Raw genomic sequence first — 11,934 nt, forward strand, 5'->3', positions numbered from 1 at the left:
GAGTGTGGGCGAATTACATGCTGGCGCGATCGGCACCGGCCTGCTGAACAAAAAACGAAGCGCCGCGCGGCTTCTGCGGCAGACGAAGCTGGTTATCGGTGCTGCGCACCAGACCGCTCTCTTCCCCGGCCACCAGCTGGCCGGCATGGCGGCTCGGCAGCGGGTTTTCGCCGAAGGGCAGCGCATCCTCGGCGGCGTAGACGCTGATGAACAGGGTGCGCGGCAGGGCGGTTTCGTTGGGGCTGGAGGCGTGCAGCAGGCGGGTATGCATAAAGCAGACTGAGCCCGCCGGGCCAAAACAGGCCTGCGGCTGCTGGCAGTGAGCCGTCACCACCTTGTCATCCACCGCTCCGGTGAAGCGCCCCTCCTGCCAGTGGGACCACAGCGGCCCCTGATGGCTGCCCGGCACCACATTGAGCGGGCCATTCTCCGGCGTCACCTCGCTGACCATCAGCAGGGCGGTGATGATGTCGTCATTGCTGTGCGGGGTGAAGAGGAAATCCTGATGCCATTTAACCTCGGTGGCGGTGTGCGGCAGCTTGGAGTTAATTTTGCTGTGGTGAAAGCGGGTGCCGCTGCCGCCGATCAGCTGCGCGGCAATGGTCGCCATCCGCGAGTTGAGCGCAGTATGGCGATACGCCTCGGAGATCTCCGTCGGGGAGGCGACCCGGCGCAGCGACGGATGGTCGGGAGCATGGTCGCGCTCGATATCGAAGCGCGGCCGCCCGTCGAGGGTTTCCCCCCACGCCGACGCGTGGCGGCGGCTCTCCTCGACCCAGCCGTCAAAATCGCTCTGCAGAGTGGCGATGTCGGCGGCGGAAAGCACCCCTTCGACCACCAGATAACCCTGCTGATGAAACTGCTCAATTTGCCACTGCGCAATCATAGTTTTTCCTCTTCACGTCCCGATAGTTAAGCCAGAGAAACATCTTTCAGAAAGGCCTCGACCCGCGGGTGTTGCCCGCTGCGCATCGCCTGCGGCGTGTCATCGCACACCACTCGGCCTTTCTCCATAAACACGATCCGGTCAGACACTTTGAAGGCGAAGTTCATCTCGTGGGTGACGATGACCATCGTGATGCCTTCATGGGCCAGGGATTCGATAACCTGCAGCACCTCATTCACTTTTTCCGGATCCAGCGCCGAGGTGGGCTCATCGAACAGCATGATCTGCGGACGCATCATCAGGGCGCGGGCGATTGCCACCCGCTGCTGCTGACCGCCGGAGAGCTGGTGCGGATACTTCCAGGCGTGTTCCAGCATGCCCACCTTGTGCAGCAGCTCGCAGGCGTGCTGGCGCAGCTCCGCGTCGCTTGCCAGATGGTGATAGCGCGGGGCCAGCAGCAGATTGCCGAACACGGTCAGATGCGGGAACAGGTTGAAGCTCTGGAACACCATGCCGATATTCAGACGGTGTTCGGCATTCTCCATAAAGCGCGGCTTCTGCTGCCCCTGGCGGTCGAGATGAATAAAGGGCTGGCCGTTAATCTGAATTTCGCCGTTGTCGATCTGCTCAAGACCGTTCAGCAGGCGAATGAGGGTGGTTTTTCCCGAGCCCGACGGGCCGATGACCGACACCACTTCGCCGGGCTGGATCTGCAGGCTCACCGCCCCCAGCACTTCGACGTTGTTGTAGGCCTTATGCAGCTTAGAGGCCTGCAGCGCCGGCTCATGGCCCTGGGAGACGCTGCGCGCCATCGCCGGGCGGCGGGCGGTCGCCAACTGCTGCATCTCGGCATCCACCGGCCGGGCGATGTCGCGTCGGGTAACATCGAGGTAGTTCTCCAGCCGTTTCAGCAGAAAATCGAACACCGTGACGATAAAGATGTAATAAAACGCCACGGCGGTCATGGTCTCCATGACCAGAAAGTTCTGCGAGTAGAGCTGCTGGCCGACCATCAATATTTCGGTCAGGGAGATCACCGACACCAGCGAACTGAGCTTCACGATGGCGATATACTCATTGGCCAGCGCCGGCAGGGCGACGCGCAGCGCCTGGGGAATGATCACCCGCCACTGGATCCCGGCGTAGCGCAAACCCAGGGCCCGCGCGGCTTCACTCTGCCCGCGGGGGATGGAAAGCAGCCCGCCGCGATGGATCTCGGCGATATAGGCCGCTTCGCTGAGGACCATCGCCAGCAGGCCGGCCCAGAAGGGGTCGTTCAGCACCGGCGCGAAGGAGGGCAGCGCCTGCGGCATGTTGTAGACAAAAATCAGCAGGACCAGCAGCGGCATACTGCGAAATAACCAGATATACAGCCGGGCAGGGGTGGATAACCAGCCGCGCGGCGACTGTTTAGCCAGCGCCAGAATAAATCCGAGCACAATACTGCAGCCCCAGGTCAGCAGACTTAATTTAATGACGGTCCAGGTGGCCCACCAAAAATCGGCATCGCTGAGCAGACTTAACATGTAGTTCCAGTTAAACGTCATGGGCTATTTCACTCGTCATAATTAACCTAAATGAAAGCGGCTCGGCTGTGCATTAATGGGGAGCCGCCGGTGTTCATCGTGCGAATACACTATGCTGGCAGGATGCTTTCAGAGGCAATTAGTAAATTTTTGGTCTTTAAGTTTAAAAAAACTATACAGCGTTATTAACGATATGGAATTTAAAGTGATTATCAGGATACTTTGCGTAAACAATTTAAAAACAATAGCTGTAATTCAATAACGCCATTTTATGCAGACAGGTTATTTTGCGCGAAACTGGGGCGACCGCTGCCTGCTCAATGTGCAGCGTGATGCATGATGGTGCAAACGGGGAAATAAACCGCGCCGGCGCGGGAGGAGAAAAAATAATATCGCCCCCTGGCGGGCAATGCGCCGCCATTCTTTGCGGGTGGCACGCGGATTGCTTGGGACTTAGAGGAAAACTATTCCCCGCGTGCGCCGGACCATATTTTATCAATGGTGATGCTATGAACCGATTTACCCTGAAGCAGCTCAAATATTTCGTCACCGTGGTGGAGACGGAGAGTATCGCCGAGGCCTCCCGCCAACTGCACATTGCGCAGCCGTCGATTTCCATTGCTATTAAGAATCTGGAGAGCACCTTCGACCAGCAGCTGTTTATTCGCCACCACGCGCAGGGCGTCTCGCTCACCTCCAGCGGTCGGCGGATCTACGATAAAGCGAAGGAGCTGCTGCGCCTGTCGTGGGAATTTGAGCAGAATTCGCGAGCGGATAAGGAGCTGGTTTCTGGCATGATCTCCATTGGTTGCTTTGAGTCGGTGGCCCCGCTGTATATGCCGAAGCTGGTGGCCGGGTTTAAGAAATGCTATCCGGAAATTACGCTGCATCTGTATGACGGCGAACAGCATGAGCTGATGCATGGCCTGCACCGCGGCCGCTTCGACCTGGCGCTGGTCTACGATCTGGAGCTCGGCCACTCGATCAATAAAGAGCGGCTTAATGCTCCGCATAAACCCTACGCGCTGCTGCCCGCCGCGCATCCGCTGGCGCAAAAGGCGCAGGTGACGCTGCAGGAGCTGAGTCGCGAGCCGATGATCCTCCTCGATGCGGTCCCGAGTAAAAATTATTTTATCTCCATCTTTAAGGAAAAGGGCTATCACCCGGAAGTGGCTTACAGCTCCCCCTCTATCGAAATGGTGCGCTGTATGGTCGGCCAGGGGCTCGGTTTTTCGGTGCTGGTCACCCGGCCCTGCTGCGATATGACCTACGATGGCGAAAGGGTGGTGCAGCGGGATATTGCCGACGACATGCCCGCCTCAACCTTAATTATGGCGCACCTCGCTAATAATGAGCCGACGCGGCCGACGCAACTGTTTATGGAATATTGTCGCAGTATCGAATTAACCCCCTCTCACGGCTGAAATAATGCCTGTCGATCCGGCAGGCGTTATTTTTTCTGTCGCCACTCAGCCTCATAAAATTCTATTCAGTCGATCGTTTTATAATATTTTACCAATTCGTCACAGTTAAATAACCTGAAAGCCGTCAATTCCGGCGACCTCGTCGGCAACTGTGCTTGAAGGATAGAGAAATGACTGAACAGATAACCGAGATCGATACCCTGGTGGTCGGCGCGGGGCAGGCGGGCGTCGCCATGAGCGAGCATCTGACCCGGCTGGATATCCCCCATCTGGTGCTGGAGAAACAGGGTATTGCCCAGGCCTGGCGCAGCGGGCGCTGGGATTCGCTGGTGGCCAACGGCCCGGCCTGGCACGATCGGTTTCCGGGGATGGTGTTCCCTGACTGCCCGCCGGACAGCTTTGTCGGCAAAGAGCAGGTTGCGGACTATTTTGCCGCCTATGCCCGCAGCTTCAATGCGCCGATCCGCACTGGGGTGGAGGTGTACAGCGCCGAACGCCTCGCCGGGCGGCCGGGCTTTCGTGTCGACACCTCCGAGGGGGTGATTGAGGCGCAGCGGATCGTGGCGGCTACCGGACCCTTCCAGCGCCCGACGATCCCGGCCATCGCCCCGCAGAGTGAGGCTATTCAGCAGCTCCATTCGGCGCACTATTTTAATCCGCAGCAGCTGCCGGAGGGCGGCGTGCTGGTGGTGGGGGCCGGATCCTCCGGCGTGCAGATTGCCGATGAGCTACAGCGTGCCGGACGCGCGGTGTGGCTGTCGGTGGGGGCGCACGACCGGCCGCCGCGTCGCTATCGCCAGCGCGATTTTTGCTGGTGGCTCGGCGTGCTGGGGATGTGGGACGCGGCGGCCAATGCGCCGGGGAAAGAGCATGTCACTATCGCGGTGAGCGGCGCGCGCGGCGGCCATACCGTCGATTTTCGCCAGCTGGCGCATCAGGGGGTCACTCTGGTGGGACAGACTCGCGGCTTTGACGGCGCCAGGGCACTGTTCCACCCCGACCTGGCCGAGAATATCCGCCGCGGCGATGCCTCCTATCTTGCGCTGCTCGACGCCGCCGACGACTGGGTCGCGCGCAACGGTTTGGATCTGCCCGAAGAGCCCTCCGCCCGTGACTTTCTGCCCGACCCGGCCTGCGTCAGCGACCCGCTGCTTAGCCTCGACCTGGCCGAGGCCGGGATCGGCGCCATCATCTGGGCGACCGGGTATACCACCGATTATCGCTGGCTGAAGGTCAACGCCTTCGATGACGCGCAGCGGCCGCAGCATCACCGCGGCGTGTCGACGGAGCCGGGGGTCTATTTCCTCGGCCTGCCATGGCTGTCGCGGCGCGGGTCCACCTTTATCTGGGGCGTCTGGCACGATGCCAAATATATTGCCGACCAGATCGCCATTCAGCGCCAGTATCAGCGCTACCAGCCGTCCTGATAACCGATTCCTGAAGGAGTGCTTTGATGCCAACCCATACCCGTATTCGCATGTTTAACACCAAAGAGACCTACCCAAACCAGGCGCTGAATAACGATCTGTGCCAGGCGGTGCGGGCGGGGAATACCGTCTACGTTCGCGGCCAGGTCGGCACCGATTTCGCCGGCAACCTGATCGGCCTCGGCGACCCGCGGGCCCAGGCGGAGCAGGCGATGAAGAATGTCGAACAGCTGCTGAAAGAGGCCGGCAGCGACCTCTCGCATATCGTCAAAACCACCACTTATCTGATCGACCCCCGCTATCGCGAGCCGGTCTATCAGGAGGTGGGCAAATGGTTGAAAGGGGTCTTCCCCATCTCCACCGGGGTGGTGGTGTCGGCCCTGGCGCAGCCGCAGTGGCTGATGGAGATTGACGTCACGGCGGTGATCCCCGACGACTGGCAGGGGGAGGCGGCAGAATGACCCTCTCCCTTACCGCCCGCTGCCCGGAAACGGGTCAGTTGGGCATCGCCATTAGTTCATCGAGCATGGCCGTCGGGTCGCGCTGTCCGTGGCTGCTGCCCGGCGTGGGGGCGGTTTCCAGCCAGAATATTACCCTGCCGTCGCTGGGGCCGCAGATCCTCAGCGCGATCGAGGCGGGGGCCAGCGTTGAGCAGGCCATGAAGCAGGCTCTGGCGGAGGATCGCTTCCGCGAATATCGCCAGGTTGCGGCGATTGACGCCAACGGCGACACAGCGGTGTTCAGCGGGGAGTTCACCCTCGGGATCGGCGGCGCCCTGGCGGGGGATAACTGCGTGGCGGCGGGCAATATGCTGGCCAGTCAGGGCGTGATCGCCGCGATGGTGGGCGCCTTTGAGGCCGCCACCGGTGAGCTGGCCAGCCGGCTGCTGGCCGGGCTGCGCGCCGGGATCGTCGCCGGGGGGGAGGCCGGGCCGGTCCACTCGGCGGCGGTGAAGGTGGTGGATGATTACCCGTGGCCGGTGGTCGACCTGCGCATTGACTGGGCGGAGGCGGATCCGCTGGCGGCCCTTGAGCAGCTGTGGCTGGCGTGGGAGCCGCAAATGGAGGCCTACATTACCCGGGCGCTCGACCCGCGCGAGGCGCCGGCCTATGGCGTGCCTGGCGATGAATAACACGCCGGGAGCGATCCTTGCCGCGCTGCTGGCCTTTGATACCACCAGCCGCCATTCGAACCTGGCGATGATCGACTGGATCGCCGATTTTCTCGCCGCCCGCGGCGTGGCGTCCCGCCGCTTTTATGACCCGTCGGGCGGTAAGGCCAATCTCTACGCCCGCCTGGGGCCGTCCGGCGGCGGCGGGGTGATGCTCTCGGGCCACACCGACGTGGTCCCGGTGGACGGGCAGGACTGGAGCGTGCCGCCGTTTAGCCTGACCGAGCGCGATGGCCGCTACTACGGCCGCGGCAGCGCCGATATGAAGGGCTTTCTCGCCTGCGTGCTGGCGGCAGTGGATGACTTTCTGGCGGCGCCGCTGCGCATGCCATTGCATCTGGCCTTCTCTTATGATGAAGAGGTCGGCTGTCTCGGCGTGCGCAGCCTGGTGGCGTTTCTGCAGGCCTCGCCGGAGAAACCGGCGCTGTGCCTCATCGGCGAGCCGACGGAGATGCAGCCGGTGTTCGGTCATAAAGGCAAACTGGCCATGCGCTGCTGCATCGAGGGCCAGGCCTGCCATTCGGCCTATGCCCCACAGGGCGTGAACGCCATCCGCTACGCGGCCAGGCTGATTAACCGCCTGGATCGGCTGGGCGCGCGTCTGGCCCGGCAGCAGGACAGCCGCTTCTCGCCGCCCTTCAGCACCCTGCAGGTGGGCACCATTCAGGGCGGCGCCGCGCTGAACATCGTCCCGCAGTCCTGCCGCTTTGATTTTGAGATCCGCTACCTGCCGGGGATGCGTCCCGAAGCGGTCACCGAGGCGCTGGCGGCCTACGCCCGCCGCCGGCTGCTGCCGGAGATGCGCCGGGTCGGCGGTGAGAGCGACATCCAGTTTCAGCTGTTGAGCCACTACCCGCCGCTGCTCAGCGATCCGCAGTCCGACTTCGCCCGCTGGCTGGCGCAGTGGTGCGGCAGCGATCGGTTTTCCACCGTGGCGTTCGGCACCGAAGGGGGGCTGTTCGATGAGATGGGCGTCGCGACCCTGGTCTGCGGGCCGGGCAGCATGGCCCAGGGCCACAAGGCCGATGAGTACGTCAGCATCGACCAGACCGAACGCTGTATGACGATGCTGGGCCAGCTGTGCGCCTGGATGCGCGCCGAGCCCGCAGAACCGCTTACCTGATCCACCCACACAGGAACCCAAGCGATGCACAATCAATACTCTCCCCATATCGATCAAGCGACTGTCGACCGCTGGCAGGCGGATGGCGTGGTATTACTGAAGGGCGTTTTTACCCCCTGGGTTGAGCGCCTCGCCGAGGGGGTCACGGCGCTGATGGCCAGCCCCAGCGAATATGGTCATGCGCGCACGGTGATCCCCAAAGATGGCTCGCCGCCTTTCTTTCAGGATTACTGTAACTGGTCGCGGATCCCGGCGTTTAGCGAGTTTGTCTTCCAGTCGGCGGCCGCGGAGATCGCCGCTGCGCTGATGCAGTCGCAGACGGCGAAATTTTTCCATGAGCATACGCTGGTCAAACCCGCCGGAGGCAGCACGGTCACCCCCTGGCATCATGATCAGCCGTACTATTGCGTCTCCGGCCGGCAAAACGTCAGCTTCTGGATCCCGCTGGACCCGGTAGCGGAAGCCACCTCGCTGCGCTGCATTCGCGGGTCGCATCGCTGGGAGGCGGAGTACAGTCCCACCCGCTTCAATGGCACAAAGCTCTACGAGCACACCCGGTTCAGTGCGCTGCCGGATATCGACGCCCATGAGGATGAGTACGATATCGTCAGCTGGGCGCTGGAGCCGGGGGACGCGGTGGCCTTCCATTTTCGCACCGTCCATGGCGCCCGCGGCAACCCCGGGGCGCGGGCGCGACGGGTCTTCTCCGCCCGCTGGGTGGGGGATGACGCCGCGTTTGCCGACCGCGGCGGCGTGACCTCGCCGCCGTTCCCCGAACTGACTCTGCGGGACGGCGACCCGCTGGATTCGCCACTGTTCCCCCAGGTCTGGCCACCGGCGTAAGCGGCTGCGGACGGGATCTGCTATGATCCCGCCTTTCGTAGTCTGGAGCCTGTCGATGTTCAATGACGCCATTGTTTATGACCGCTACGGGCCGCCGGCCGCGGTGCTATCGCTGAAACGCACCCCGCTGGCGCCGCTGGCCTGCGGACGGGTGCGGGTCAGGATGCGCTATGCCCCGGTGAATCCCTCAGATCTGATCCCCATTACCGGCGCCTATCGCCACCGTACCCGACTGCCGGCCGTGCCCGGCTACGAAGGCCTTGGCGAGGTGGTCGCCGCGCCGTTCGGCAGCCGACTGACCGCGGGCCAGCGGGTGCTGCCCCTGCGCGGGGGCGGCACCTGGCAGCGGTTTATCGATCTGGATGAGACCTGGCTGGTGCCGGTTCCCGCGGCGGTGGACGATCTGCTGGCCGCCCGCGGGTATATCAATCCGCTGACCGCGATGCTGATGCTCAGACGCTGGCCGGTTGCCGGGAAACAGATCGTGCTGACCGCCGCCGCCTCCTCTTGCGCCAGCCTGCTGGGGCAGTGGGCGCTGGCCATGGGCGCCCGTTCGGTAAGCGGGATTATTCGCTCGCCGCAGCATCGGGCGCGTCTGGAGCAGGCCGGGATCTATCCGATCCTCGAGGCCGACCGGGCGCTGGTGGAGAAGGTCAGCCAGCACAGCGATCTGGTGTTTGACGCGGTGGGCGGGGAGCTGGGGAACACGCTGTTGTCGGTGCTGCCCGCGTCGTCAACCCTGATCTCCTATGGCTTATTATCCGGACGACCGCTGATCCAGACGCGCGCCAGCGCGGCGGTGCGCAAGTTTCATCTGCGGGAGGCGCTGCCTGGCCTCAGCGTGGCGGCATGGCGGGCGGCCTTCGACGAGATCTGGCAGCGGCTGCCGACGACCACGCAACCGCCGGCCCGGCGGGTGGCGTTGAACGACTGGCGGGAGGCGATTGCCGCCGCCGGCCAGCCGGGAAGAGGCGGTAAAATCCTGCTCGATTTCACCGTGGGTTAAGATTACTGTTTCTTCTCGCCGAGGGTCGGCGTTTCGTCAAAGAAGTTCCATGGCTTCAGCAGGGCGTGCGCCCATTCGGTGGGCATGATCGGCCACTCTTCAGCCCGCGCCACATGGGTGGTGCCGGTGGTGATCCACACCACGTCATCCTGGTGCGTCAGCGACTCATCGTCCTTCGCATACTGGCCTAACCCGGTATCGTGAGCGGAGCGGTTGGGGTATTTGCCTTCCGGATAGCGTTCGCTCGGGTGGTAGCGCGTCACCCACAGCTGTTTATCCATAAAGCTCAGACGATGGTAGATCCACTCGTCCGGGGCGAATTTGGCGCCGGTCGCCGCCGGATGGGTGCCGCCGGCGTAAGGGATGATCTGGTAAGAGACCGGGTTGCCCATGCGGTTCTCTTTGCTGGTGTTGCTCAGCAGGCGAATCGTGCCCGGGTCGAATTTCTGCGCCGCTTTCTGTTCGCTGTCGATAGTGTACTGATTCACCTGCATGGTGCTGGTGCGCGGGCCGCCGGCGGTGTTGGGCTTCACCTCCGGGTCCATCGCCACCAGGGTGTTGTTTTCGCCGTCCACGTCGAGGTCGAGGCGGAAGTTATAGATATGCTGGTGGGTGGTGCCGACAATATTATGGTCGATCAGCGTTCCGTAGCGGGTATCCTCTTTGGCGCTGGGGTCGTGCATGGTCTTCGCCAGCACGCCTTTCACCGCCTCAATCCCGGTGGCGCCGGCGTCGATACCGATGGTGCCGTTGTCGTGGAATACCCAGTCAAAGATATAGTCGTAGTTGCCGACGGTGCTGATCCAGCGCACCACCAGCTCCCGGCGCTCGGTACTGACGTTGGGCTTGCCCATCTCCAGGTGCTTATATTCCGGCCCGGCGTAGCGCTCGAAGATGGCGACAGCGTGCGGGATGGTGGTCGGCGCGCCGGTGTAGTCGGCGATGGTTTCATCCAGCAGCACCGCATTCGACGGCGCGTCTTTGCCGCGTACAATCGGCGAGGTCAGGGTGCCCATACCGTAATCGCCGGAGTCGAGGTAGGCTTTGAAATACCAGCCGACGTCCGGGTCGCCGTAGGGGACGATCATCCCGCCGAGGGAACCTTCATACATCACCTGGCGTTTTTTGCCGTTATCGTTGTAGGTCACCGTCGAGAGGATGGGCCCGACGCGCGAGTTAAGACGCAGGTGGAAATCCCAGTTCCGCCAGTGAATGGTATCCCCGGTAATGGTGTAGTTTTTGCCTTCCGGTTCAGTAATATCCAGCGGTTTCACCGCCGGGGCGTTGCGGTCCCGGCCATCATACGGCCGCGGTTCCATCGGCACCGGGATCACCGGGCCTTCCTCGATTTTGATGATTTTCTTCGCTTCCAGGTCGACCACTGCCACCAGGTTTTCAATCGGGTGCGCCCAGTAGTTGCCGTCGCCGGTATCGAGATAGCTGACCACCTTCAGCAGGCGCGCATCCTGCTGCAGGCCATCTTTGCCATCGAAGTAGCCAACGGTGAGCGGGGTGGTGACCACTTTTCGAGGATCGGTAATCCCGTGCTTTTTCAGCACCGCCGCGAATTCACTGCTGGCGTTGATGATGTTCTGCACGCTGGCGAAATCATCGAGCAGCACCATGCCGTGGGCGCCTTTGATCGGCGTCCATGAGAGGATTTTTTTGTGTTGCAGATCGACCACGGCCTCCATCACCTGTTTGCCATCCAGCATCACCACATCGGCAGTGCGCGGCGCATCCACTGGCGTACCCTGCAGGGCGAAGGCCCATACCGCCGCTTTATCCGGCTCATGCAGGGAAATTTCGCTAAACCGGGTATTAGGCTGGAATTCCGGCGCGGCCTTGGCAATGGTCACTGCGTCGCTGATTTCCGCTGCCGAGAGCGAGTTTAATGGGTGAGGGCGCTTTTCCACCTGGAAGGTCTGGTCGAGACCGGACTGGAACACATCGTTGATAAAGGTATCGGAGACCCAGGCTTTACCGTCCTTCATCACCACCGGCACCGGCAGATCAAGGGTTTTGCCGTTGACGATCGCGGTTTTAGCGCCGGGCTTCACTTTGACGTAAGCGCCGTCTTTTATCAGGGTAAACATTTGCGCATAGTCGTCCCACTGCACGTCAGCGCCAAACGCCTCCAGCGTTTTATCCAGTGGCACCATGTGCGCTTCGCTGCCGTGAGCGAAGACCGGGGATTGCCAGGCGCAAACCACCGCCACGGCCAGCGCCAGCGCGGTTTTACGAGGGGAAAATTTCAAGCCGTTTGCCATGATGACCTCATCTTATTGTTGTGTTGTCTTATGCCGCTGCGAATGTCGGCTTTGTCACCCTTAAGCTACCAGCCCGCGGCGCCGGGGCGTTTGTTTGCTCTTGCCAGGTTATTTGTCAGGTTTGCCAGACGGACGTAAAAAATGCCTCCGCAGAGGCATGGAGCACGTGCGGCGATTTTATTGCCGGGTGGCGGCTGCGCCTTACCCGGCCTACCTGTCCGGGTCTGACTGCCAGTAGGCCCGCGCAAGCGCAGCGCC

10 protein-coding genes are annotated in these 11,934 nt (G+C 62.2%); 7 read left to right on the forward strand and 3 right to left on the reverse strand.

The features are described from left to right. Nucleotides 1–13: 13 nt before the first annotated feature. A complete protein-coding gene (locus QLG03_RS04780) occupies nt 14–886 on the reverse strand; it encodes a phytanoyl-CoA dioxygenase family protein (RefSeq protein WP_255987411.1) in 873 nt (290 codons plus the stop codon). Between the two features lie 26 nt (nt 887–912). Further along, on the reverse strand, nt 913–2,433 hold the full coding sequence (locus QLG03_RS04785) for an amino acid ABC transporter permease/ATP-binding protein (protein WP_255987413.1): 1,521 nt from the start codon (nt 2,431–2,433) through the stop codon (nt 913–915). 488 nt (nt 2,434–2,921) lie between these two features. Between QLG03_RS04785 and QLG03_RS04790 the strand changes: the two genes are divergently transcribed. The 7 genes from QLG03_RS04790 (at nt 2,922) to QLG03_RS04820 (ending at nt 9,406) form a co-directional block, all read left to right on the forward strand. Next, entirely contained in the window at nt 2,922–3,836 is a 915-nt protein-coding gene (locus tag QLG03_RS04790) for a LysR substrate-binding domain-containing protein (RefSeq protein WP_023289442.1), read from the forward strand. Nucleotides 3,837–4,006: 170 nt separating this feature from the next. Further along, nucleotides 4,007–5,263, forward strand: coding sequence for an NAD(P)/FAD-dependent oxidoreductase (locus QLG03_RS04795; protein WP_023289443.1), 1,257 nt, complete (start codon nt 4,007–4,009; stop codon nt 5,261–5,263). A 26-nt stretch (nt 5,264–5,289) separates the two neighbouring features. Further along, nucleotides 5,290–5,724 carry a RidA family protein gene (locus tag QLG03_RS04800; RefSeq protein WP_004190423.1) on the forward strand — a complete coding sequence of 145 codons (435 nt, stop codon included), beginning with the start codon at nt 5,290–5,292 and terminating at the stop codon, nt 5,722–5,724. Next, nucleotides 5,721–6,395, forward strand: coding sequence for a DUF1028 domain-containing protein (locus QLG03_RS04805; protein ID WP_044522615.1), 675 nt, complete (start codon nt 5,721–5,723; stop codon nt 6,393–6,395). The genes QLG03_RS04800 and QLG03_RS04805 overlap by 4 nt, the downstream gene beginning before the upstream one ends. After that, nucleotides 6,388–7,557: an acetylornithine deacetylase gene (gene argE / locus QLG03_RS04810; protein WP_244338315.1), complete on the forward strand. Its 1,170-nt coding sequence runs from the start codon at nt 6,388–6,390 to the stop codon at nt 7,555–7,557. The genes QLG03_RS04805 and argE overlap by 8 nt, the downstream gene beginning before the upstream one ends. A gap of 24 nt (nt 7,558–7,581) precedes the next feature. Then, nucleotides 7,582–8,400, forward strand: a complete 819-nt coding sequence (locus QLG03_RS04815) for a phytanoyl-CoA dioxygenase family protein (RefSeq protein WP_124074107.1) — start codon at nt 7,582–7,584, stop codon at nt 8,398–8,400. Nucleotides 8,401–8,422: 22 nt separating this feature from the next. Beyond that, nucleotides 8,423–9,406 carry a zinc-dependent alcohol dehydrogenase family protein gene (locus tag QLG03_RS04820; protein WP_167878998.1) on the forward strand — a complete coding sequence of 328 codons (984 nt, stop codon included), beginning with the start codon at nt 8,423–8,425 and terminating at the stop codon, nt 9,404–9,406. 2 nt (nt 9,407–9,408) lie between these two features. On the opposite strand, the gene tynA is transcribed toward QLG03_RS04820, so the two are convergent. Next, nucleotides 9,409–11,676, reverse strand: coding sequence for a primary-amine oxidase (tynA, locus tag QLG03_RS04825; RefSeq protein ID WP_255987420.1), 2,268 nt, complete (start codon nt 11,674–11,676; stop codon nt 9,409–9,411). Nucleotides 11,677–11,934: the final 258 nt, after the last annotated feature.

The sequence above is a fragment of the Klebsiella sp. V115_8 genome (assembly GCF_029967715.1).
In the GTDB taxonomy this organism is placed as follows: domain Bacteria; phylum Pseudomonadota; class Gammaproteobacteria; order Enterobacterales; family Enterobacteriaceae; genus Klebsiella; species Klebsiella quasipneumoniae.